Origin of the sequence: Collinsella sp. CLA-AA-H167, assembly GCF_040095305.1 — a bacterium.
GTDB lineage: Bacteria > Actinomycetota > Coriobacteriia > Coriobacteriales > Coriobacteriaceae > Collinsella.
The window spans coordinates 164093-187342 of the sequence record NZ_JBBNGA010000002.1; the positions used below are offsets into that span (position 1 = coordinate 164093).

A 23250-nucleotide genomic window follows, 5' to 3' on the forward strand; every position below is an offset into this window, starting at 1 on the left:
GAATTTGATAGAAAGGACGACACCATAATGTTTAGAGAAGATTTTTTATGGGGCGGGGCTCTGGCTGCAAACCAGTGCGAGGGAGGATGGAACGAAGGCGGTCGCGGTTTAGCCAATTCCGACATGCTGCCGTTTGGCGATCAACGCATGGACGTCATGCGGGGAGACCTTGATCCGCGTGCGTTGGCACCCGACAGCTTCTATCCCGCTCGCAAGGGCATTGATTTTTACCATAGGTACAAGCAGGATATTGAACTGTTTGCCCAGATGGGTTTTAAATGCCTGCGCTTATCAATCGCCTGGAGCCGCATTTTTCCCAAAGGAGACGAAGCCGAGCCCAATGAAGAAGGCCTTGCCTTTTACGAGGATGTTTTTAGGACGTGTCGCGCGCATGACATTGAGCCTTTGGTGACGCTCAACCACTATGATGTCCCCATGCATCTCGTCGATGCGTATGGCGGATGGCGCGATCGCAGGTTGGTCGACCTGTTCGAGCGATATTCGCGTACCGTGTTCGAGCGCTATCGGGGATTGGTCAATTATTGGCTGACCTTTAACGAGATCAACATCATGACGCAGGCGTGCTTTATGGCGGCGGGGATCATCTTCGAGCAAGGGGAGAATCGCTATGCAACGGTTCACACGGCCGTGCACCATGTATTGGTTGCGAGCGCCCGTGCGGTCGGGGCGTGTCATGAACTGTGCCCTGGGGCGAAGATCGGTTGCATGCTCAACGCAGGTGTCTTCTATCCGGCTACATGTGATCCGGACGATGTGCTGGCTGCGCAGGCTGAGAATCGCAGCCATTACATGTTTACCGACGTCCAGGTGCGCGGTGCGTACCCGAGCTATGTTCTCAAGGAATACGCCCGCCATGGTTTTGAGGTGCCCTATCGGGATGATGACCGCGAAGTACTGGCTGCAAACCTGGCCGATTTCGTCTCGTTTTCGTATTACTCGACGCGCGTCGCAAAAGCGCATGCGGAAGGTCAGTTCGATTCGAACCTTCTTCGCTCGGCGCCTAATCCGTATCTAAAACAGGAGCCTTGGGGGAGGTTTATCGACCCCAAAGGGCTGCGCGTCACCATGAATGAAATCTGGGATCGCTATCAAAAGCCGCTGTTCATCGTCGAAAACGGTTTGGGTGCTCCTGATGTGCCGGAAGATTCGGGTGAAATAGAAGACGACTATCGAGTTGAATACCTGCGGGCCCACATCGAGGCGATGAGGGAGACCGTCGAGCTCGACGGGGTGGAACTCATGGGATATACCTGTTGGGGCCCGATCGATTTGGTTTCGGTCGCCACAGGACAGATGCGTAAGCGCTACGGGTTTATCTATGTCGATCGAGACGATAGCGGTGCGGGCTCGTTTGAGAGACGTAAAAAGAAAAGCTTCGAATGGTACCGACGCGTAATAGCAAGCAATGGCGAAGACCTTGCGTAATAACGTTAAGATGGACAAATACGCCCGTTGGGGGAATAGTCGCGCCGCTTCGCTTGACAACAGGCTAAACTAGCTATTAAACATTTACTATTCTGTTTAGATTGAATTTGCGGTCGTTTAGTTGTCGAGTCACGGGGCGGTCAGGCCACGATGCTCGACCGCGACCGTTACTAGGGGGAACAATGGCCAAAGCAAGTGTCCGCGAGATCAGCCGCATCACCGGTTTTTCGCCCGCAACCGTGTCCAACGCGCTCAACCGCAAGCGCAGCGTGAGCGAGGAAACCGCCAAGGTCATCCTGGAGTGCGCGCAATCGCTCGGTTATCAGCAGTCGACGCAGCTCGAGAGCATTCAGTTTGTGCTCGCGCGCAAGACAGGCGCCATCCTGGACGAGAGCACCTTTCATCCCGCAGTCATCGAGGGCGTGGAGCGCCAGGCGCGTCGCCACGGCATGAGCACGAGCTTTGTCTCGCTCGACTTTAGCGACCTGGACGCCGTGCGCCCGCAGGTCGAGGGCCTGATCGCCGACCCGTCCGCCGCCATCGTGCTGATGGGTACCGAACTGGGCGAGGAAGACTACGCCCTGTTCGCTAACGCCGCCGCCCACCTGATTGTGCTCGATGGCTGGAGCGACCGCCAGTACTTCGATGCCGTGGTCATTGCCAATACCGATTCGGTGCTGCGTGCCGTGGACTACCTTATCGAGAAAGGTCACAAGCAAATCGGCTATCTGGCGGGCGACCTTCGTATCCGCAACTTTAAGGACCGTGAGCGCGGCTATCGCCAAGCGCTTGAGGATGCGGACCTCGAGGCAAACCCGGCATGGCGCGTCACGCTGGGCACCACGCTCGAGGGCGCTTATCGCGACATGGGCGCGTGGCTCGACAATGCCTCGCACGACGACCTGCCGACGGCTTTCTTTGCCGAGAACGACGTGCTCGCCGTGGGTGCCATGCGCGCGTTCAACGAGCACGGCATTCGCGTGCCCGAGGATGTCTCGATCATCGGCTTTGACGACCTATCTCTGGGCGCCTTCTCCAACCCGCCGCTCACCACGGTGCATGTTCCCAAGCACGAGGTGGGTGAGATCGCGGTGCGCCGCCTGGTGGGCAACATCCGCAACCCCAAGAGCTACACCTGCAAGACCGCCGTGTCGACCTATTTTGTCGAGCGCCAGAGCGTGCGCGAAATCTAGGCGAAGGCGGCATCGTCTGCGGCGTGCCAAAGCACACTAGGGCAGTAAACATAGCGTCATTCAGAAGAGGATCCTTCGGGGTCCTCTTTTTGTTTCCCTTGTATGTTCAGTTCGTTTACATACCGTTTAGGCTGATTTCTCTACCGCCTACGGGTATTTCGCGCTAAACTTCTAAACAGAAGAGTAAAACATTTAGTAAACAGAACAAAACGAAACATGCGTCTGTTTACTGAACATGTGACTAGGGGAGGACGTACATGGATAAGATCAAGCTTGGCTTTGTGCCCACGCGCCGCAGTATCTTTAGCGCGCCGGACGCGATCAAGTATCGCGGCCTTACGGCTGATCGCCTGCGCGAGATCGGCGTCGAGATCGTGGATATCGACGACATCAACGACGAGGGCCTGCTGTTCGACGACAGCCATATCGCGCCTATCGTCGAGAAGTTCCGCGCCGAGGGCGTCGACGGCATCATGCTCTGCCACGCCAACTTTGGTACCGAGTATGTCTGCGCCCGCCTTGCCCGCGAGCTCGGCTTGCCCGTGCTGCTGTGGGGCCCGCGCGACGAGCGCCCCGAGCCCGACGGCACCCGTCTGCGCGACAGCCAGTGCGGTCTGTTCGCGACCGGCAAGGTCCTGCGCCGCTTTCAGGTTCCCTTCACCTACATGACCAACTGCCGCCTGACCGATCCCGAGTTCGAGCGTGGCGTTTGGGACTTCTTGGCCGTGTGCAACGTGGTCAAGACCTTCAAGCACACCCGCATCCTGCAGATGGCCACCCGCCCGTTCGACTTCTGGTCGACCATGTGCAACGAGGGCGAGCTGCTCGAGAAGTTCAACATCCAGCTTTCGCCCATCCCCATGACCGAGCTTGTCCAGGCCGTGCGCGACGCCCAGGCAGACGAGCAAGCCATGGCAGCTATGCTCGCCCACATTGCCGACAGCTTTGAGATCTGCATCCCCGAGGACAAGGTCCCCGCGGTCGCCGGTCTTGCCATCGCCATGAAGCGCCTGGTAAAGAAGTACGGCTGCAACGCCGGCGCCATTCAGTGCTGGAACGCTCTGCAGGACGAGTTGGGCATTATGCCCTGCGCCGCCAATGCCATCCTCAACGAGATGGGTATCCCCATCGTATGCGAGACCGACATCCATGGTGCCATCACCGCGCTGATGGTCGAGGCCGCCGACCTGGGCCGTCACCGCGGCATGTTCGCCGACTGGACCGTGCGCCATCCCGATAACGAGAACGGCGAGCTGTTGCAGCACTGCGGCCCCTGGCCCTGCAGCTGCGCGGCCGTCAAGCCCAAGCTCACCTACCCGCTGGCCTTCGATCACCCCGGCGCGCTGACGGCCGAGGCCAAGCACGGCGACCTCACCCTTGCCCGCTTTGACGGCGACAACGGCGAGTACTCGCTGCTGCTGGGCAACGCCCGCGGCATCGACGGCCCGGCCGGCATGGGCACCTACCTGTGGGTCGAGGTCGAAAACCTCAAGCGCCTCGAGGCCAAGATCGTTGAGGGTCCCTACATCCACCACTGCGTCGCCATTCACGCCAACGTGGTGCCGGTGCTCTACGAGGCGTGCAAGTACATCGGCATTGTCCCCGACCTGTACGACCCCATCGAAGAAGACGTCAAAGCTTACCTGCGAGGAGAGTAGAAATGGCAACTATCGAAGAGCTTGAATCCCTGCGTTGGGACCTTCGCCGCGATTGCGTCGATATCATCATGGCCGGCGCCGGCGGCCACATCGGCGGCGACATGTCGGTGATCGACGCCCTCATGACGCTCTACGCCAACCACCTCAACATTTCGCCCGAGACCGTCGACGATCCCAACCGCGATCGCTTCGTGCTCTCCAAGGGCCATGCCATGGAGGCCTACTACGCGGTACTCTGCCACGAGGGCTATCTGGACCTCGACGACGTCAAGGCCCGTTTCTCCAAGTTCGGCAGCCCCTACATCGGCCACCCCAACAACAAGCTCAAGGGCATCGAGATGAACTCCGGTTCGCTGGGCCATGGTCTGCCCGTGGCCGTCGGCATGGCGCTTGCCGGCAAGATGGACGGCCGCGACTACCGCGTCTACACCATCATGGGCGACGGCGAGCTTGCCGAGGGCTCGGTTTGGGAGGGCGCCATGAGCGGCGGCAACTACCAGCTCGATAACCTGTGCGCGCTCGTGGACCGCAACCGCCTGCAGATCAGCGGCAGCACCGAGGACGTCATGAAGCAGGACTCGCAGGAGGAGCGCTGGGCCGCCTTCGGTTGGAACGTGCTCTCCATTCCGGGCAACGACATTCAGGCCATCGACGCCGCGCTGACGCTGGCCGCCGAGACCAAGGGTAAGCCCACGGTCATCATCCTCAACACGGTGAAGGGCTATGGCTCGCCCGTTATGGAGGACAAGGCCGCCTGGCATCATCACCTGCCCAACGATGAGGAATATGCCCAGATTATCGCCGATTTCGCTGCCCATAAGGAGGCTATCAATGGCTAACAAGATCGCCAACCGCAAGGTTATCTGCGACACGCTGCTCGAGGCCGCCGCAACTGACAAGGACATCGTCGTCCTGTGTTCCGACTCCCGCGGCTCTGCATCGCTCACGCCGTTCTTTGACCAGTATCCCCAGCAGTCCATTGAGGTCGGCATCGCCGAGCAGGACCTGGTGAGCATCGCCGCCGGTATGGCCTCGTGCGGCAAGAAGGCCTGGGCCGCCTCGCCGGCGTCCTTTGTGACCACGCGTTCGTATGAGCAGTGCAAGGTCGACGTTTCGTACTCCAACACCAACGTCAAGCTCATCGGCATCTCGGGCGGCGTGTCCTACGGCGCTTTGGGCATGAGCCATCACTCCGCGCAGGATATCGCCGCCATGAGCGCGATTCCCAACATGCGCGTGTATCTGCCGAGCGACCGCTTCCAGACCGCCGAGCTCGTGCGGGCCCTGGTCGCCGATAACAAACCGGCCTACATCCGCGTGGGCCGCAACCCGGTCGAGGACGTGTACACCGAGGACGAGTGCCCGTTCCAGATGGATCGCGCCACCTGGGTACGCCGCGGCACCGATGTAACGCTCGTCGCTACCGGCGAGATGGTCCGCCATGCCGTGGACGCTGCCGACCTGCTGGCCGAGCAGGGCATCTCGGCAACGGTACTCGACATGTACTGCGTCAAGCCGCTCGACGCCGAGGCCGTGATTGAGGCCGCCGGTGCCACGCGCGCCGTCGTGACCGTCGAGGAGCACAGCCCCTTCGGCGGTCTGGGCTCTATGGTCGCGCAGGTGGTGGGCGAGCATTGCCCGCGTCCGGTCAAGTGTCTCTCCCTGCCCGACGCGCCGGTCATCACTGGCGCGAGCCCCGAGGTCTTTGCGCACTACGGTCTGACGGGTGTCGGAATCGCCAAGACCGTTGCCGAGTTCCTGCCCGCAGAGTAACTGGAATGTGACAAAGGGACCGTCCCTTTGTCACATTCGTTTTGAAAGGGGTGGCCATGGGCCGCTACATCATCGGAATCGATCAATCCACGCAGGGCACCAAGGCGCTGCTGGTGGACGAGGGCGGCCATTTGATTCATCGTGCCGACCGTTCGCATCGCCAGATTGTCAACGAGGCCGGCTGGGTGAGCCATGATCAGGCCGAGATTGCCACCAATGTGCTGGCCGTGGCGCGTGCCGTGGTGGAGGAGACCGGGGTCGATCCGGCCGACGTCGCCGGCATCGGCATCTCCAACCAGCGCGAGACCACCGTTGCATGGAACCGCACGACGGGCGAGCCACTGTGCGACGCCGTGGTGTGGCAGTGCGCCCGCGCCCGCGAGCTGTGCGACGAGCTGACCGCGCGCGAGGGTGTGGCCGAGCTGGTGCGCGACACGACGGGTCTGGTGCTCTCGCCCTACTATCCGGCGGGCAAGATGGCCTGGATCCTTGCGAACGTTCCCGCTGCTGCCGAGGCCGCGGCGGCAGGCGAGCTGTGCCTGGGCACCATCGATGCCTGGGTGGTCTGGACGCTCACGGGCGGCGCGGAGTTTCGCTGCGACTGGTCCAATGCCAGCCGCACGCAGCTCTTTGACCTGCGCCGTGGCTGCTGGAGCGAGCCGGTGTGCGAGGCCTTTGGCGTTGACGTGGCCTGCCTGCCGCAGGTGACCGATTCCGATGGACTGTTCGGCACGACGGATCTGGGCGGCTTTTTGCCGGCGCCCGTGCCCATTCACGGCGTGCTGGGCGACAGCCACGCGGCCTTGTTTGCCCAGGGCTGCCATAGCCGCGGCATGGCCAAGGCGACCTATGGCACCGGCAGCTCGGTCATGATGAACGTCGGCGACGAGTTCGTTGCCAGCTCGCACGGGCTTTCGAGCTCGCTCGCATGGCGCATGGACGGCGTGACCGAGTACGTGCTCGAGGGCAACGTGAGCTACGCCGGTGCTGTCAAGACGTGGCTGCGCGACGATCTGGAGCTCATCAATAACCCCGAGGAAGTTACCGACCTGTGCTACGCTGCCAATCCGGCGAGCCGCGTCTACTTTGTGCCGGCGTTTACCGGTTTGGGCGCGCCGCACTGGGCGAGTGACGCCGAGGGCTGCGTCTTTGGCATGACGCGTACCACGGGTCGCGCGGAGTTCGTAAAAGCTGCAGACGAATCGATTGCCTATCAAATCTTTGACGTAATTGACGCAATGGTCGAGGATTCTGGCGCGGCACTTGCCGAGCTTCGCGTTGACGGCGGTCCCACGCGCGACGCGTACCTGATGCAGTTTGAGAGCGACTTGGTTGGCTCGCCCATCCGCATCGCGAGCAATGACGAGATGAGCGGCCTGGGCGCGGCCTGGGCCTGCGGTATTGCGCTGGGCATGTACACGCGCGATGTCGTCGACGTCTACGGCGCCCGCGGCATCGTGGAGCCGTCGATGCCCGCCGACGAGCGCGCCAAAAAGATCGCCGGCTGGCGCCACGCCGTGAAATCAACGATTGCCTACACAGCCTAGAATGGTTTTTCTGGGACGGGGATTAAAAAATCATTGGTCCTCGTCCCAGGTAGTCAATTTGGGACGGGGCTTTTTTGACTGGTATGATTGGTGCGACCATTCGAACCAGCTAAAAGAGCCCGTCCCAATTTGACTATCGAGAGGATCTGCCATGGAGCGCATCGCGAGCTTTTCTGTTGACCATCTGCTGCTTGAGCCCGGCGTGTATGTGAGCCGCATCGACCGCGATCCGGCGACCGGCGCCGCCGTCACCACGTTTGACCTGCGCCTGACCACGCCCAACAAGGAGCCGGTCATGAACACGGCCGAGTGCCACACCATCGAGCACCTGGGCGCGACGTTCCTTCGCAACCATGCCGAGTGGTCGAGCCGCATTGTCTACTTTGGACCCATGGGCTGCCGCACGGGCTTTTACCTCGTCGTGTTTGGTGAGGTGACGAGCGAGGAGATTCTGTCGCTCGTGCGTGAGCTGTTCGAGTTTGTCGCCGGCTTTGAGGGCGATGTCCCCGGTGCCGCTCCCGAGGAGTGCGGTAACTATCTGGACCAGAACCTCCCCATGGCAAACTGGCTCGCACGCCGCTACCTCGACCGCGACCTGGCCGATATCGACGAGAAGCACCTGCATTATCAGCAGGCGTAAGGGCTTTATCGCCTAAAACGCACGGATTGGGCGCCTTCGCTTATGCGGGGGCGCCTTTTTGTTGAGTGGTCAGGACGAGCGTTCAAAATCGCTCATGTTTGTTCTAGAATGTTCGTATAGTCACATTTACGAACAGGAGTGAACATGCATATCTACTCTGTCTCTGATCCCGAGTTCAAGTCCTATGGCCGCGTGTGGGATGACGTTCCGTCCAGCCTGACCGCTCCACTCGTCGAGGCACTCGCGGCTACGCCCATCCCCGAGGGCAGCAAATACGTGGCCTCCGCGCCCGAGCTCGAGCAGGTTGAGGGCGCCGACACGCTCGGCCTGCTCATGTACGGCGGCCGCCCCTTCCAGCTCGGCTGGTGCAACGGCCACAACACACGACTCAACTGTCTGGAGTATCACCGCGCGAGTGAGTTTAACCTGGGCGCCCGCGACTTTATCCTGCTCGTGGCGCATCGCTGGGAGATCGAGGACGGAAAGCTCGATACCGCGTTCGTCAAGGCGTTCCGCGTGCCGGCGGGCAAGGTTGTCGAGGTCTTCAACACCACGCTCCACTACACGCCGTGCATGGTCGATGAAAGCGGCTTCCAGGTGATGGTGGCGCTGCCCGCCGGTACCAACGGTCCGCGCCCCGAGGCCGCAACCGACATGCCTGCCGCCGGTGACAGCTACTGCTACTGGAAGGCCGACAAGTGGGTCCTCTGCCACGCTGACAGCCCCAAGGCAGCCGAAGGCGGCTACGTGGGCCTCATCGGAAAGAACCTCGACATCACCGTGGACTAGAATCTTCTGTCTCAATCTGTAACACCTAGCGGGCTAGATCGTCTCTACCTGTTACAGATTTAGACAAACTGCAGGGGACAGGTCGAACAATCTCAATCTGTAACACCAGGCCCGGTTTTGGCGGCCTAACTGTTACAGATCGAGACAAACGGGCCCCAGCCATCACAAAGGTGACTGTCCCCTTTGCGGTGGCTGGGGCAGGTGGGTATCAAAAAGTGTCAGACGGGGTGGTTGCCGGGCGCCTGCACGCGAAAAGAAGTATCGGCCTGCGCCGTTGCCGTTGAGCGACGCGTTGTTTGCAGGGATACTGAGCCTATGACAACAGCGTGCGAAAGGATTGATGCATGGCTTTCCGTAATGACTTCCTGTGGGGCGGCGCGACGGCTGCCAACCAGTGCGAGGGCGCCTACAACGTGGACGGCCGCGGCCTTGCCAACGTGGACGTGGCTCCGCACGGCCCCGAGCGCTATGCGGTGGTCTCCGGCCAGCGTAAGATGCTCGACTTCGAGGACGGCTATTACTATCCCGCGCAGACCGGCATCGATTTCTACCACCATTACAAGGAGGACATCGCTCTCTTTGCCGAGATGGGCTTTAAGACCTTCCGTATGAGCCTGGCTTGGACCCGCATCTTCCCCAACGGCGACGAGACCGAGCCCAACGAGGCTGGCATGGCCTTCTACGAGGATGTGTTCCGCGAGTGCCAGGCGCACGGCATCGAGCCGCTCGTGACTATCACGCACTTCGACTGCCCGATTCATCTCATCAAGGAGTACGGCGGCTGGCGCAACCGCAAGCTCATCGACTTCTACAAGAATCTCGCGACCACGATCTTTACCCGCTACAAGGGCCTGGTGAAGTACTGGCTCACCTTTAACGAGATCAATATGATCTTGCACCTGCCGTTTATGGGTGCCGGCCTGGTCTTTGAGGAGGGCGAGAACAAGGAGGCCGTCGAGTACCTGGCCGCCCACAACGAGCTCGTCGCCAGCGCTTGGGCAACCAAGATTGCTCACGAGATTGACCCCGAGATCAAGATCGGCTGCATGCTCGCCGCAGGTAGCTACTACCCCTACAGCTGCCGTCCGGGCGATGTACGCCAGGCGCAGCTCGATAACCAGGACAACTACTTCTTCGTCGACGTCCAGAGCCGCGGCTACTACCCGGCCTATGCCGTCAAGAAGCTCGAGCGTCTAGGCATCGATGTGGGCATGACCGAAGAGGATCGCGAGGTCCTGGCCGCCAACACCGTCGACTTCATCAGCTTTAGCTACTATAGCACCCGCTGCTCTGCCGGTGCCGACAACCCCGATGTCGAGCGCACCCAGGGCAACGCCTTCGCCGGCGCCAAGAACCCCTACCTGCAGCAGAGCCAGTGGGGCTGGGCCATCGATCCGCTGGGCTTTCGCATCACCCTCAACGACCTGTACGATCGTTATCAGAAGCCGCTGTTTGTGGTCGAGAACGGCCTGGGCGCCAAGGATGTTGTCGAGGAGGACGGCTCCATCAACGACGACTACCGTATCGACTACCTGCGTCAGCACATCCAGACCATGCGCGACGCGGTGACCGAGGACGGCGTTGACCTGCTGGGCTACACCACCTGGGGCCCGATCGACCTGGTGTCTGCCGGCACGGGCGAGATGTCCAAGCGCTACGGCTTTATCTATGTGGATCGCGACGATGCGGGCAACGGTACCCTCAAGCGTTCCAAAAAGAAGAGCTTCGACTGGTACAAGCATGTCATTGAAACGAATGGTGAGGACCTATCCTAAGGAAGCTGAGACACTCAACTTCATAGCCTCCTAGCCAAGGCGCCCGGCGAGTATGCGCTCTCCGGGCGCCTTGCCGTCTGCGGATTTTGGGACATGCGGCCCGCTTTTTCGACCTATCTGTCGGTACACTAAAGGGACTATGGGTACCCGCGAGCGACATATCGGCCACGCGGCCGCCCGGACCGCGCCGGTTGCGGATCCCAGGGGTGGCAGGCTCTTCGCCATGCCGCGATTCCTTGTTGGCATAACACATCAGGTGTATCGTCATCGCGTCTTTGCTATCGCCGGCGCCATCACCGCGCTGTTCCTCATGCTTTTGGCGGTCTTGCCGGCGCTGTTCGCCTTCGATCCCAAACTTTCTAACGTCGTGCCCGCCTATAGCGAGGTGTCCGAAGAGGTCGTGGATGCGCTCGTCCACTCGAGCTCTCTCCCGCTGCTTGTCGCCGCAATTGTATTTTCGATCTGGGGCGTATCGGTCTATCTGCGCTGTTTGGACTATGTGTTGCGCCGCCGCCTTGTTGCCATCGCCACCATCTGCGCCCTGTGGATGATCGAAGTCATTCTCAAGTACAAGTCGTTCACGCCGTTCTATGCCACCGTGCTGTGGTACCTGTACTACGTGCCCATGACGCTCATTCCGCTGCTCTACCAGTTGTGTGGTCTGCGCCTTGCGGGCCTGGAGCAACACCGTCTGGGTCGCCGCTACTGCGCTGCGCTGTGGATTGTGGCCATCCTGCTTATCGGATTTGTGCTCACCAACGATTTTCACCAGCAGGTCTTCCACTTTGACCGTACAAGCGACACCTGGAGCAACGATTACACGTACGGCTGGGGTTATTTCGTCGTCCTCGTGTGGACGGCCTTTGACTTCGTGGCCTTTTTTATCCTGGTTGGTCGGTCCTCGTCCTTTCGCATCCAGCGTTTCTCGGGCACGGCGGCGCTCGTACTGCTGGGTGGCGCATTCTTTGCCGTCTCGTATGCGTTGCGCGTGCCCTGGGCATGGAGGCTCAACTTTTCGCTCGTCTATTGCGTCCTGTGCGTGGTGGCGATGGAAATCTGTCTCGATTGCGGTGTCATTCCGTCGTATCACGACATCGCCGGCATCTTCGACACCTTGCCGCTCGACCTCAAAGTCCTAACGCGCGACCTGCAGGAGGTCTATGCCACGCCAGTGTCAAAGCCAATGCCGGTAGGCGTGCGCGAGGAGTTGCGGACCCAGGAGCACGGCCGCGCCCATGCCTTTGCCGTGGCGTCCGATCCCAATGTGATGTACCGTGCCTTTCCGCTGCTGGGTGGATCGGCGCTGCTTGCCCAAGACGTGTCGGAGCTCAACGAGCTTAACCGTGAACTGGCGCATCGTCGCATGGAGCTGCAACGCCAAAATGAGCTGCTTGCCGCCGACTACGACCTTAAGACACATTTGGCAGACCAAGAGGCCGAGACCTTACTGGTCCAAGACGTGGACCAAGCGCTTGCCCGTGCGCTCGAAGAGATGTACGACCTGTTGAGCTCGCTGCCGCCGTTGACCGATGAGGCATCTTCGCACGAGCGTTACCGCATGCTGCAGCGTGCCAAGATGCTCGTCGCCTATTGCAAACGCAAGGGGTCGCTCACGTTGGCACAGCACGGGGAGAGCGGTTTTGACCGCGACCGCATTCAGCTCATCGCCAACGAGCTTGCAAGTGACCTGCGCACCATCGATGTCGATTGCGCCTCGATTATCGCCATACGGCGCCCGATGCACGCCAGTACGGTAAGCGCCCTGTACGACTGCGTGTATGACTTTGCGTTTTTTGCCTACACCACCGACCATCCGGCGCTTATGTATCACTTGGGCGACCATGACCGGTGCAGTGTCGAGCTGCGCGCCACGCTTTTTTCCAACGATGATGAAGATCTTTCGCAGACGCCCGCTGCGCAAGAGCTCGAAAGCGCTCTGCAAGGGCGCAACGTGGCATACCGCCTTGAGGGCGAGCCCGGCCAGCTGCGCATGATCGTCTTGATGCCGAGGGCGGGTGAGTGACGATGCAGATTTCGTTCATCCTTCCCCAAATCGTTGCGCTCGATGTTGTCTTTGCCCTGGCTGCGTGTCTGCAGATGATCCACGTCCCGCTCATCGCATCGCGCCGCTCGTCCTATAACCGTAAGGTGATTTGCGCCTATGAGACGAGCCTCGTGCTTCACCTGATGATTTCGGCGCTCATCTTATTCGCGTCGTCTGGCTCGTATCTGGTGGCGCCGCTTGACGTTTGCGCCAGGGCAATGGGCGGAGTGCTGTGGCTCAATGCCGCGATCTTTGCCTATGGCGTGGTCCTCATGGTGCACTATCGTCGCCCTGTCATGCTGGCCGAGCTGCTGCTTGTTGGCGCCGTGACACCGCCGGTGGTTTTTGCCATGGGCTCGGTGTGGGCCGTTGTCCTTATCGCAGAGGGAGCGTTCTTCCTGTTCCGTTCCGTCGCGGCGCTCTTGATGGACGTCCGCAACCGCCAGGAGGATATCACCGCGTTCTCGACGATCGAAACCATCAACGTGATTCCCGTGGGCATCCTGTATCTGGACTCGAGGGGCCGTCCACTGCTTATGAACCGCTGCATGCGCAAAAACCTGGTGGAGCTTCATATGCCCACCGACCTAGGCGATATGAGCGGTACATGGAACGACCTGCGCAAGCTCAGCATGCAAATGCCCGAAGGCGGTAAGAACCGCGTGCGGATCAACCTGGACCGCTTTGGTGAGGCGCGTGCGGTGGTCGAGGTTTCTCCCGCCGAGATTCGCCTGTTTGTGTGCGATGACGTTATGGTCTCGGGCCGTTCGTTCGAGCGCATAATCGGTCTGGACGTGACAGAGTATGCGCATGCGCATGACCGTCTGGCGCAGGCCAACCACCTGCTTGAGCTTGCGGGCCAAGAGCTCCAGGCCCAGATCGAAGAAGTCAAAAAAGTTGCCGACAATGCGGCCTATCTGCGCATGCGCGCCCGCGTTCACGATGTGATCGGCCAGCGCCTATCAATCCTTCATCGCTATTTGGAGGAGGGGCGCTTGGACGACGAGTCGCTCGAGCAGATCGACCCGCTGCTGCGCTCAATCGCTGCCGATCTGCGCAGCGGGGGCGACACCGAACCGGCAGAGCAACTGGGCGATATCGTCCATGCTTTTGGCCTGGTGAGCGTGCAGATCGATGTTGAGGGTGCGCTGCCTGAGGACGCGCGTGTCGCCGCCGCCTTTTTGCAGATTATCCGCGAGGCCTCGACCAACGCCACCAAGCATGCGCAGGCGCATCGGGTCCATGTGCGCTTGTGGCAGGAGAGGACGGATGCTGACGCCGTCGCGCACATGACGATTTCTAACGACGGGTCCCCGGCCCCCGTATCGTATCGCGAGGGAACGGGAATCCCAGGTATGAGGCATGTCGCGCAAGATCTGGGTGGCAGCCTAGAGGTCCACGCCACCCCGCCCTTTACGCTTACGGTATCCATTCCGCTTAACGCCAACGACACGTCCCAAAGGAGAAGCTCATGATCCGCGTGTTAATTGTCGAAGATCAGGCCATCCTGCGCGAGAGCCTGGCGCGCTCCGTTGGCGACCAGCCCGATATGACCGTCGTTGCCGCGATCGCCGATGCCTCCGAGGCCTTGGGTGTCGCGCTCAAGGAGCGCCCGGACATGATACTGATGGACGTGTGCACCGAACACGATTCAAACGGCATCGTGGCGGCGGCACGCATCAAGGAGCAGCTGCCCGAGTGTCGCATCATTATCATGACAGGCATGCCCGAGATCACCTTTGTCGATCAGGCCCGCGAGGCGGGCGTCGATAGCTTTGTGTACAAGAACGTCGGTATCGACGAGCTGTTCGCCGTGATGCGCTCCACGCTGGCGGGTTACTGCACGTTTCCCAAGCCGCCCGAGAGTATCTTCTCGGGCACGGCGGCCCTCGACGATGTCGAGCTGTCGATCTTGCGCCTTGCCTGCGAGGGTAAAAGCCGCCGCGAGATTGCGGCCGAGCTGTTTATGAGCGAGGGCACCATCAAGCGCCGCATCTCGGAGATCCTGAGCAAGACCGGCTACGACAACATCATGCGCCTGGCCGTGCATGCGGTGACCGAGGGCAGCATCGTTCCCAACATGGAGCGCCCGTAATCGACGCGCTCACCCGTGTTCCGGCGCCGCAAAGACAGGCCGCCCACCGTTTCGCATCTAAAAACGGCGGGCGGCCTGCTTGTATGGGCAGTGCTGTCGGCATAAAGCGGCGGGGCCGCAGGATCATCTCCTGCGGCCCCGTCTGGTGTGCGCGGATGTGTCCGCCAATCCGCGGCTGATGTTACGTGCCGTTACGCGATGGTTGCGCTGTAGGAGGCAACGTCCTCGTAGGAATCGGTCAGGTAGGCGTCGATGCCGATGGTCGTATTGACCAGGTCGTCAAGGCTATCGAGCGTGCCGTTCGAGAACGTGAATTCCTCAGTGGCGTTGGTGCCGGGCATCAGGTGAGCCGAGAACCAGGGTTCCTTCATGGTGCCGTTGACGTTGGTCTTGCCGCTGGGGGCGTAGAAGGTCAGGTCCTTGTCGCTCTTGTTGGTGATGTTGACGACAAAACCGATGTCGCCCCACTCGTCCTTGAACTTCTCGGTGATGGTAATGGTGCACAGGTCGTCATCGGCAACGGTGACGGCGGGGGAGATTTCAGTCTTCTGGACGTCGTCGTCTTCGACGGCCTCGTCGATCTCTTCTTCCTTCTCGGCCGCCTCGCGATCCTTCTTCACCGTGCCGGACAGGTCCTTGTCGGACTTGGTAAAGACAAGATTGCCGTCATCCTCTTCGAGGATGAGCTTGCCGTCCTTGAGCTTCATGTCATGCGACTCGTCTTCGGCGGTGATGGTTACGGTGGTGGCGTCCTTTGCCTCCCATTTAAGGTCGACGACTTCAAGGAACAGGTCGAGGGCACCTGTACCGTCCTCATCGAGAATCAGGACGCAGTGCACACCCCAATCCTCGAGCATCTTCATGTACTCATCGGTCAGTTCTTCGCCCTCCAGGGTTCCACCCGAGAGTTCCCAGCTGCCGACGAAGTTGGCCTTGGGGTCTTTGCCGCCGCCGCTGCAGCCCGTCAGGGCAAAGGCGAGCGCAAGGACGCATGTCAGAAATGCGAGTACGGACTTTTTGAACGTTGTCTTCATGGTGTCCTCCTTTATCGAACGAAACCCATAGAAGCAAATGCGGGGGTGGCGGATCCCCCGCCAATTACCAGATAGAGGGGCTAGGGCCTGGGCGTTCCGCAGTTGCTGCAGAACTTGCCGCCGTTTTCGCTGCCGCAGTTGGGGCAGAACCACTTGGCCGGTGCCGGGGCGGGTGCGGGACTGCCACACTCGGAGCAGAACTTGCCGGTGTTGGTGGCGCCGCAGCTGCAGGTCCATGTGCCGGCCGCGTGGGCAGCGGCAGGAGCCGGTGCGGGGGCGGGTGCCGGAGCCGGCTGCGGGGCGGCCTGCTGCTGTGCCTGGCCGGCGGCGAACAGCTGGCTGGCGTTCATGCCGCCCATGCCACCTGCCATGCCCATGCCCATAAAGCCTGCCATCGCGCCGTTGGGATTGGCGGCTGCCGCGCGCATTGCGTCGCTCTGGGCGCTGGCAATGTTGGCTGCCGCCATGGTGGGATCGCGCATGACTGCGGCCTTCTGCAGGTCCTTGATCATCTGCTCGTCTTCTTGCGAGGCTGCGATGGAGTTGACGCCAAAGCTCACGATCTCGACACCGCGCAGGTCACGCCAGTCGGCAGAGAGGACCTCGTTGAGCGCGCGGGCGAGCTCGGTGGTGTGGCCGGGGATGGCGCTGTAGCGGATGCCCATCTCCGAGATCTTGGCAAAGGCGGGCTGCAGGGCGGTGAGCAGCTCGGACTTAAGCTGGCTGTCGATCTTGTCGCGCGTGTAGCTATCGGTCACGTTGCCGCATACGTTGGTGTAGAACAGCAGCGGGTTGGTGATGCGGTACGAATACTCGCCGTTGCAGCGCACGGAGATGTCGACGTCCAGGCCGATGTTGTTGTCGACCACGCGGAAGGGCACGGGCGAGGCGGTGCCGTACTTGTTGCCAATGATCTCTTTCGTGTTGATGAAGTAGACGCGCTGGTCTTTGCCCGCGTCGCCGCCAAAAGTAAAGCGGCTGCCGATATTGGCGAAGGTCTCCTTGATGGAATCGCCCAGGTTGCCGCTAAAGACGCTCGGCTCGCTGCCGGTATCGAAGACGAACTCACCAGACTCCAGCGCGACTTCGATGATCTTGCCGTTTTGCACCACGAGCATGCCCTGGCCGTCGTTGACGGCGATGACGGAGCCGTTGGAGATGACGTTGTCCTCGCCGCGCGTGTTGGAGCTGCGGCCACCGGCGCGTTTGCTGCCCTTGCAGGCCAAGACGTCAGCAGGCATCGATTCGCAGTAGATAAATTCCTTCCACTGGTCGGCCATGACGCCGCCGGCAGCTCCCAATCCAGCTTTCAAGAGTCCCATGGTGATCTTCCTTTCTCGTCAAAGGCCGGGTGGTATTGGTTGGATTGCTTAGTCGTCCTTGTCGTCTTTCATGACAACGGTGGTCTCGGTGTGGCTGAAGGTGTCGTGCTTCTCGGTCAGGTCGAGCTCGCCGCAGTACTCGTCGGCGTGGGTGGCCTCGTTGGCCGTCTTGAGCTGGCCTACCAGTAGCACGTCTCCAATAATCACGATGATCAGCGGCGCGATGATGTTGATGAGGATGCCCTCGATATCAAAGGCGAGGTAATCCGGATCGAAGGCGTTCTCGCCCATAAAGAGAATCTGGGAGAGGACAAATCCGATCACAAAGAACAGCACCGAGGCGATGGCGAGCTTGGGCTTGGAGCAGGGGAGCTCGCCGACCAAGCGGCCGGTCTGGCCGTTCATGGCAAACAGGTAGCTCTTGCCGTTCCACGAGGTGGAGAGCATCCAGACGGGGAACAGGGCGTAGTCGCTGTCTTCCCAGGTGTAGTCGAGCTGCTTGCTTTCGACCGTGGCATCGTCGTATTCGTCGACGACAGTCTCGCGCAGGGCCAAGATCGTGCTTTCTTCCATACGGCGCTCGGCGCGCGCCTTGCAGGTCTCGCAGTCCTCGTCGTAACGGTTGGCGATGTAGCCGGGCATATATGCGACCGAGAACGGACGCAGTGCGTCGTAGTCAAACGGCTCGATGGCGTCCATGTGGCCGTCGGGCATCTTGGACGATCCGTCGACGGGCACGCGCTTAAACGAGATATTGCCCTTGCGATAGGCATCGTAGTGGTCGGTGGTCGTGACGGTGCGATCGGATTCCTCGGTCACGGTCTCGTTGGTCGCGTCAAAGTACACTTCGCCGTCAACGCGGGCGCCGTAGAGCCAAAACGGCACGTAGACACCTTGGACCTCGTCGATGTGGTTGCCGGTGACAAAGCTCTTGGGCAGCAAGATCTTGCCCTTATAGTGTTCCTTGAGTGCGGCCGTGACATCGTCGCGCCCGAGCTTAAACGGAATCACCAGGTCGGGCGAGAAGTCGCCCGAGAGCTGGCCGGGCGCCACGGCGGAGTTACCGCAGTACGGGCAGGTGGTGACGGCGACGGTGCCGTCGGACACGAGCTCGGCGCCGCACGACGAGCAGATGTAGCCGGCGTTTTGGGCGAGCTCCTGCACCGCGTCGTCGGCGACGGGCTTGGGCGTTGCGGCTGCCGCATCGGCTTTGGCGTCTGCCTTGTCCTGGCGCTCGCGATAGAGGGCCTCGACTTCTTCGACTTCAAAGCGTGAGTCACAGTAGTCGCAGACGAGCTTTTGCTCGGCGCTGGCAAAATGCAGGGGGCCACCGCAGGCAGGGCACTGATAGTTAACGCTCTCGAAGGCCATGATCGGTCCTTTCCGTGCCGGAGGCTATGCGCCGATGGCGCCGCCGCAGTATTCGCAGCGCCCACTGGCATCGGGAATGGTGGTTGCACCGCAGAAGGGGCAGGTCACCGCAGTCTTGGGGGCCTTGGCGGCAACGACGCTGTCGCGCGTCTCCTGGCGCAGCTGCACCAGCGCGTCGCGGACCTCGGTTGCCTGGCGCTTGGCCTCGCGGTATTCGATGGAGCCGCGCTGATCGATGGTGGAGTCGTTTACGCGCAGGTTGATCTCGGTAAAGTACGGCGTGTTGACGTGAATGGTCAGATTAAAGTCGTAATCCAGGTCGTAGCGCGGCGGGTTGTAGCTCTCGCGCTCGCCGTCCTCGGTCTCGCGATAGATCTCGGTGCGATGCTCGTCGATATCCATATCGCAGCCGAGTACCTGCGAGAACTCGATGATGTCGGGATTGGCGTCGCGCCAGCGGCTCTGCGAGGTGATGATCAGCAGGCCCGCGTCCTCATCGAGCATGATGTTGGTGCGCCCGGCAGAAAGCGTGCGCGTGGGGTTGAACGACGCCAGGCGCTCGGCGTTGGCCTCGCGGTAGGCGAGTTGCTCACGGATATCGTCCGCGGTGCTGGAGCGATAGCCGTGAAAGTAGGGGGAGAGCTTGCCGGCGCACTCTTTGCACAGGTAGCCTTCATTGATTTTTGTCTTACCTAGAAGTCCCAGCTCGGTACCGCAAATCGCGCACTCTTTCTTCTCGAACATCTTGTCAAAGAAGCCCATGGCTGCCTCCCATCAACTGGTAGCGTGTGTCACTTTTGATGATGGGGGAGTGCGCGATCTTTCACGATACCCAGACGGCTCAACGAGTCTCCACAACTGGGACACATGGCCCATTTTTCCTACTCATTGGGGACGTACTTAAATGAGTGAAACTACTCATTTAAGTACGTCCCCAATGAGTGCTCGCAGAACGAGAGTGGATAATCTCCCGTTTTTGGCCTGTTTGTGGGCTCAAAGTGGGAGATTATCCACTCTCGTCATTTGGGTGTCCAAAAATCCCCGCTCGTTTGACGCCTGGGGACACTCTTTGTCGAATGCGGCGGCTGCCGAATGTGGGCGTCGCCCTTGCTATGCCACAGTCACGGCGACCTGGGTGTAGCGGGTGCAGGGGCACTCGGCGCGCGTCTGCACGGTGAGGGTGAGCACAAAGCGGTCGCCGGGTCGTGCGTCGGCGGGCACGATGAAAGTGGCATCCTCCGTGCATTCTTGCCACAGCGACAGATCCTGGACGCCTGCATAGCTCGACGGGTCTACGGCGACATCCCAATGCGCATCGAAGCCCCTGCCGTCAGGGTCGACGATGGTCGCCGCAAGGTCGATGCGCTCGCCGGCTGCGGCGCTGCGGTCGGCCGTGACCTCGACAACATGCGCCGGATGCGAGCAGATGGCCGGATCATGGGCGCACCATTGCGCGCGGGCGGCAAAGTCTTCCTGATAGGCACGCAGATAGGGATTGAGATTGTCGTCTGGGGGCGTGCCGAGGGCGGCAAAACCGGTGGGCGCGTTCGCATCGGGGTGTCCATCAAGAAACATGCGGCCGAGCAGCGTATCGAAGTCGCGGTCGTCGATACCGCGCAGGCCAAACGGAAGCAGCGGAATATAGGTCATGCTGTCGCCTTCGGCCATAAAGTCGCCGCGCTCAAACTGTACCGCGGGCATGCCTTCCAGGCCCCAATCCAGGCGGGCATGCTTGCCAAACTGAAAGCGCTCAGGCTCGTTTTCGTAGACCTTACCATCGCCATAGAGCATATAGCGTGCCATGAGGGGTCCGTTGCCCTGCGTGAGATTCCGCTCAGGCCAAGGAGCCTTAAACAGCGGCAGCGTATCGGGCTGAGCTGTTTTGGCGTCGAAATAGTTGCCATACATATAGGGCGTACGCCAAAAGATGAGCTCGGGAAAGAGCTCGCGCCCATGGTCGAGCCACGAGTTATCCTGCCCCACACTATCGGCAACGCCCATCACGCGCACCTTCTGATAGACCCGCCGCTGTACGGCGGGCCACTCGGGTGTGGCGCGATAACGCTCGGCAATACTCATGAGGGCGCGAACGATCGTATTCATACCACCCCAGCTGAGCAGCCACAGCGTGCGCGGGTCATCGTCCATGATGGCATCGGCGATGACGTGAGACCCTTCAGTCTCCTCGCACACATCACCCTCAAAAGCAACATTTCCCACAAACGTACGCTCGATCATCTGGGCAGGCGTGGGAAACGGCGGTTCACCGGCGGCGTCCGCATTTGCCTGCAACTGCGGCCAAGCCTGGGTATATTCATTACTCCAGAGACTCTCAATCCAATGCTCGGGAAACGGCCGATACTCACGAAGCTCGCCAGCCAGCGGATCGGGCTCATGAGGCACAACAGCCCACTCATAAGAGCGCCGCCCTTTGGTCCGCCAATGCGAATTCACCTCGCCGAGCGTATGAACCCCATCCCCAAGAAAGTGATACTGCGAAGCCGTATACACCACAGCCTGAACATCAAGCAAGTTGAGATACAGAGCCAAATGAACAAGCGAGTTCATATCATCGACTTCCATATCAGTGGTAACAATCACCCGAGTCAACTTCTGGGACATAGGAACAGCTCCAATCAAAATCAATTCAGCCAGTTACGCGCAAGGCAAGACGGGACCCACGCCCCCATCGCCCGCGACCCGGCGGCCCGCCGGAAGCGGCCGACCAGCGTTTCGAACAACGTTAACTTAGGGGGGCTCTGACCTTTAGTTTTGTAAACATTCCGCAGCGCGAGCCCCGCTTATCCGATGCTCCGAAGGAGCAGGATAAGCGGGGCTCATGCGCGAGGACGTTTACAAAACTAAAGGTCAGAGCCCCCGATGGGATGGTTACCTCGAAACCCTGGCCGACCACTCCCAGCAGCCCACCGGCTCGCCGTCGATGAGTACGTTGCCCCCGTCGAAGTCTTGATAACACAGGTCGTTGAATTGGTGGATCCACACGCCGTGGTTGAACGTCTTCTTGGCCGAGCCGTCGGCCTCGCGATACACGCCGGTCAGGTCCTCGACATGGCTAAAGTAGGTGAGATGCACGTTGGCGCCGGCATCGCGCAGGCGCGCGAACAGCGGCAGCACGGTCTGTTGCGGGTGCACGAGCTCGTCGCCCTTGGAGTGCGTAAACCACAGCGGCGTCTTGGCGAGCGCGGCTACGTCCTCGTCCGTGGCGTTGTACCACGGGGCGCAGCAGGGAAGGCCCGCGGCGAAGAAATCGGGGTAGTCGGCGCACAGGCGCAGGGTCATAAAGCCGCCGTTGGAAAGACCGGCGACCACGATGCGGTCGGTGTCGATGCGGTCGGCATGCTCGGCGACAAACTCATCGATAAGTGCCTTGAGCACGGGGGAGTAGATGCTCTGGTTGGAGTGACCAAGCTGCTCGACGCCGTTGTCCATCCAAAACGTGGGCGACTGCGGCACGAGCACCCAGGCAAAGCCGCCAAAGTAGCGCTGGATCTGCGCCTGGCTAATGGCTGTGACGCGGTTGCCGATATAGGCACGCGTGGCGCCTTCGCCTTGCGTGGTGCCCTTGCCCTCGCCGGCGCCGTGCAGATACACCACGAGCGGGGCCTTTTGGGGCACAACCGTTGCCTCGGGCGCAAAGGGGTTGAAGCATGCCGAGTCCTCGGCCTTAAAGCTGGGCTCAAAGAAGCCGTATTCGAGCGCGATGCCGTCGACGGCGGTCTTTTGCGTGGCGTTGCTCCAGCCTTTGAGCGCGGGGCAGATATCGCCACGGCAGGTGTCGAAGACCAGGCCGCAGGTGGGATCGTCGCCGTCGTTGCCGGGAAGAGCTGTGAGCTGCGTGATGCGCAGCTGGTCATCGAGCATGCGCGAGCCCATGACGCCGCCTTCGATGGTCTTGGTCAGGCGCTGCTCGGCGACCTCGAGCGCCACGTGGGTGCCCACAGCGAGCTTGCGCCCGTTCTCGTCACACGGATACGCGCGGAGAACGTCGATGTAGCCCACCGAGGGCGCGGCATGGTCGGCGCCGCGCTCCTTGCGCATCAGGACCTCGCCCGTGCGCTCGTGACGCTCTACATATATATGGAAGGTGCTTGCGTCGATATCGTTGGCGCGCACGGTGCAGGGCAGGTCGAGTACGACCTTGCTGATCCAGGGGCCAAAGTCGCCCAAGGTGGTGACGGTTGCGTAGGTACACGATTTGAGTTCCATGAGCTGCCTCCCTTGTGCCGCCAACACGAAACATTAGCGGCAATACAATATAAACATGTTTAGTTTAATCCAGAATTGCAGAACAAGCAGATAAACTCGGTAAACGGCAAAACTGAACACGTCGTGAACTACTAAACGTATGTTTACTAGCTTCTAGCAGGGATTCTGTTGATGAGTTAACAGATCAGTGAGGTGTTCATCAAAATAAAATCCCACGTAAATGGCTATATATCAATAGAGGGTCAAAGAGACCATCTCCCGCCATTCAAATACGTTCACCCCCGATTTCCTACCGTTCACCGGACTGTAGACGGCAAAATTGCCATAAATTCGGCG

At 60.6% G+C, this 23250-nt stretch carries 18 protein-coding genes; 12 read left to right on the forward strand and 6 right to left on the reverse strand.

Annotation, left to right across the window (positions count from 1 at the left end; all coding sequences use genetic code 11):
* Positions 1 to 27 precede the first annotated feature (27 nt).
* The 12 genes from AAAT03_RS02850 (at position 28) to AAAT03_RS02905 (ending at position 14960) form a co-directional block, all read left to right on the forward strand.
* The gene (locus AAAT03_RS02850) at positions 28 to 1446 is read left to right on the forward strand and encodes a 6-phospho-beta-glucosidase (RefSeq protein ID WP_349102549.1); all 1419 of its coding nucleotides are present in this window, start codon (positions 28 to 30) and stop codon (positions 1444 to 1446) included.
* Positions 1447 to 1628: 182 nt separating this feature from the next.
* Positions 1629 to 2639 carry a LacI family DNA-binding transcriptional regulator gene (locus tag AAAT03_RS02855; protein ID WP_117839924.1) on the forward strand — a complete coding sequence of 337 codons (1011 nt, stop codon included), beginning with the start codon at positions 1629 to 1631 and terminating at the stop codon, positions 2637 to 2639.
* A 257-nt stretch (positions 2640 to 2896) separates the two neighbouring features.
* Positions 2897 to 4297, forward strand: coding sequence for an L-fucose/L-arabinose isomerase family protein (locus AAAT03_RS02860; protein WP_117839925.1), 1401 nt, complete (start codon positions 2897 to 2899; stop codon positions 4295 to 4297).
* Positions 4298 to 4299: 2 nt separating this feature from the next.
* Complete coding sequence (locus AAAT03_RS02865; protein WP_192934535.1) at positions 4300 to 5136, forward strand: transketolase; 837 nt, start codon at positions 4300 to 4302, stop codon at positions 5134 to 5136.
* The gene (locus tag AAAT03_RS02870) at positions 5129 to 6070 is read left to right on the forward strand and encodes a transketolase C-terminal domain-containing protein (RefSeq protein ID WP_349102550.1); all 942 of its coding nucleotides are present in this window, start codon (positions 5129 to 5131) and stop codon (positions 6068 to 6070) included. Before AAAT03_RS02865 ends, AAAT03_RS02870 begins: the two co-directional genes overlap by 8 nt.
* 56 nt (positions 6071 to 6126) lie before the next feature.
* Positions 6127 to 7617: a glycerol kinase gene (locus AAAT03_RS02875; RefSeq protein WP_349102551.1), complete on the forward strand. Its 1491-nt coding sequence runs from the start codon at positions 6127 to 6129 to the stop codon at positions 7615 to 7617.
* A 151-nt stretch (positions 7618 to 7768) separates the two neighbouring features.
* Complete coding sequence (locus AAAT03_RS02880) at positions 7769 to 8257, forward strand: S-ribosylhomocysteine lyase (RefSeq protein WP_055252152.1); 489 nt, start codon at positions 7769 to 7771, stop codon at positions 8255 to 8257.
* A gap of 144 nt (positions 8258 to 8401) precedes the next feature.
* The gene (locus AAAT03_RS02885; RefSeq protein WP_055252151.1) at positions 8402 to 9046 is read left to right on the forward strand and encodes a DUF4867 family protein; all 645 of its coding nucleotides are present in this window, start codon (positions 8402 to 8404) and stop codon (positions 9044 to 9046) included.
* Positions 9047 to 9390: 344 nt separating this feature from the next.
* Positions 9391 to 10821, forward strand: a complete 1431-nt coding sequence (locus AAAT03_RS02890; RefSeq protein ID WP_055252150.1) for a 6-phospho-beta-glucosidase — start codon at positions 9391 to 9393, stop codon at positions 10819 to 10821.
* A gap of 223 nt (positions 10822 to 11044) precedes the next feature.
* Positions 11045 to 12844, forward strand: coding sequence for a histidine kinase N-terminal 7TM domain-containing protein (locus AAAT03_RS02895; RefSeq protein WP_349102552.1), 1800 nt, complete (start codon positions 11045 to 11047; stop codon positions 12842 to 12844).
* Positions 12845 to 12846: 2 nt separating this feature from the next.
* Positions 12847 to 14340, forward strand: coding sequence for an ATP-binding protein (locus tag AAAT03_RS02900; RefSeq protein WP_338404593.1), 1494 nt, complete (start codon positions 12847 to 12849; stop codon positions 14338 to 14340).
* Positions 14337 to 14960, forward strand: coding sequence for a response regulator transcription factor (locus tag AAAT03_RS02905; RefSeq protein WP_055252147.1), 624 nt, complete (start codon positions 14337 to 14339; stop codon positions 14958 to 14960). Before AAAT03_RS02900 ends, AAAT03_RS02905 begins: the two co-directional genes overlap by 4 nt.
* Positions 14961 to 15151: 191 nt before the next feature.
* On the opposite strand, the gene AAAT03_RS02910 is transcribed toward AAAT03_RS02905, so the two are convergent.
* From AAAT03_RS02910 to AAAT03_RS02935, 6 genes are all read right to left on the reverse strand, one after another.
* Entirely contained in the window at positions 15152 to 15994 is an 843-nt protein-coding gene (locus AAAT03_RS02910) for a hypothetical protein (protein ID WP_055252146.1), read from the reverse strand.
* A gap of 80 nt (positions 15995 to 16074) precedes the next feature.
* Positions 16075 to 17316 carry an SPFH domain-containing protein gene (locus tag AAAT03_RS02915; RefSeq protein WP_253056940.1) on the reverse strand — a complete coding sequence of 414 codons (1242 nt, stop codon included), beginning with the start codon at positions 17314 to 17316 and terminating at the stop codon, positions 16075 to 16077.
* Between the two features lie 48 nt (positions 17317 to 17364).
* Complete coding sequence (locus AAAT03_RS02920; RefSeq protein ID WP_349102553.1) at positions 17365 to 18687, reverse strand: hypothetical protein; 1323 nt, start codon at positions 18685 to 18687, stop codon at positions 17365 to 17367.
* 24 nt (positions 18688 to 18711) lie between these two features.
* Positions 18712 to 19449: a DUF4428 domain-containing protein gene (locus AAAT03_RS02925; protein ID WP_117758603.1), complete on the reverse strand. Its 738-nt coding sequence runs from the start codon at positions 19447 to 19449 to the stop codon at positions 18712 to 18714.
* A 348-nt stretch (positions 19450 to 19797) separates the two neighbouring features.
* Positions 19798 to 21309: a nucleoside hydrolase-like domain-containing protein gene (locus AAAT03_RS02930; protein WP_161194535.1), complete on the reverse strand. Its 1512-nt coding sequence runs from the start codon at positions 21307 to 21309 to the stop codon at positions 19798 to 19800.
* Between the two features lie 267 nt (positions 21310 to 21576).
* On the reverse strand, positions 21577 to 22914 hold the full coding sequence (locus tag AAAT03_RS02935) for a prolyl oligopeptidase family serine peptidase (RefSeq protein WP_253056936.1): 1338 nt from the start codon (positions 22912 to 22914) through the stop codon (positions 21577 to 21579).
* Between the last annotated feature and the right edge of the window lie 336 nt (positions 22915 to 23250).

Excerpts from the sequence above, each read along its gene's own strand:
- AAAT03_RS02875 (WP_349102551.1), top strand. The coding sequence starts at position 6,127 with ATGGGCCGCTACATCATCGGAATCGATCAATCCACGCAGGGCACCAAG.
- AAAT03_RS02935 (WP_253056936.1), bottom strand. The coding sequence starts at position 22,914 with ATGGAACTCAAATCGTGTACCTACGCAACCGTCACCACCTTGGGCGAC.
- AAAT03_RS02850 (WP_349102549.1), top strand. The coding sequence starts at position 28 with ATGTTTAGAGAAGATTTTTTATGGGGCGGGGCTCTGGCTGCAAACCAG.
- AAAT03_RS02920 (WP_349102553.1), bottom strand. The coding sequence starts at position 18,687 with ATGGCCTTCGAGAGCGTTAACTATCAGTGCCCTGCCTGCGGTGGCCCC.
- AAAT03_RS02905 (WP_055252147.1), top strand. The coding sequence starts at position 14,337 with ATGATCCGCGTGTTAATTGTCGAAGATCAGGCCATCCTGCGCGAGAGC.
- AAAT03_RS02925 (WP_117758603.1), bottom strand. The coding sequence starts at position 19,449 with ATGGGCTTCTTTGACAAGATGTTCGAGAAGAAAGAGTGCGCGATTTGC.
- AAAT03_RS02885 (WP_055252151.1), top strand. The coding sequence starts at position 8,402 with ATGCATATCTACTCTGTCTCTGATCCCGAGTTCAAGTCCTATGGCCGC.
- AAAT03_RS02860 (WP_117839925.1), top strand. The coding sequence starts at position 2,897 with ATGGATAAGATCAAGCTTGGCTTTGTGCCCACGCGCCGCAGTATCTTT.
- AAAT03_RS02855 (WP_117839924.1), top strand. The coding sequence starts at position 1,629 with ATGGCCAAAGCAAGTGTCCGCGAGATCAGCCGCATCACCGGTTTTTCG.
- AAAT03_RS02930 (WP_161194535.1), bottom strand. The coding sequence starts at position 21,309 with ATGTCCCAGAAGTTGACTCGGGTGATTGTTACCACTGATATGGAAGTC.
- AAAT03_RS02870 (WP_349102550.1), top strand. The coding sequence starts at position 5,129 with ATGGCTAACAAGATCGCCAACCGCAAGGTTATCTGCGACACGCTGCTC.
- AAAT03_RS02900 (WP_338404593.1), top strand. The coding sequence starts at position 12,847 with ATGCAGATTTCGTTCATCCTTCCCCAAATCGTTGCGCTCGATGTTGTC.
- AAAT03_RS02865 (WP_192934535.1), top strand. The coding sequence starts at position 4,300 with ATGGCAACTATCGAAGAGCTTGAATCCCTGCGTTGGGACCTTCGCCGC.
- AAAT03_RS02910 (WP_055252146.1), bottom strand. The coding sequence starts at position 15,994 with ATGAAGACAACGTTCAAAAAGTCCGTACTCGCATTTCTGACATGCGTC.
- AAAT03_RS02890 (WP_055252150.1), top strand. The coding sequence starts at position 9,391 with ATGGCTTTCCGTAATGACTTCCTGTGGGGCGGCGCGACGGCTGCCAAC.
- AAAT03_RS02895 (WP_349102552.1), top strand. The coding sequence starts at position 11,045 with ATGCCGCGATTCCTTGTTGGCATAACACATCAGGTGTATCGTCATCGC.
- AAAT03_RS02915 (WP_253056940.1), bottom strand. The coding sequence starts at position 17,316 with ATGGGACTCTTGAAAGCTGGATTGGGAGCTGCCGGCGGCGTCATGGCC.
- AAAT03_RS02880 (WP_055252152.1), top strand. The coding sequence starts at position 7,769 with ATGGAGCGCATCGCGAGCTTTTCTGTTGACCATCTGCTGCTTGAGCCC.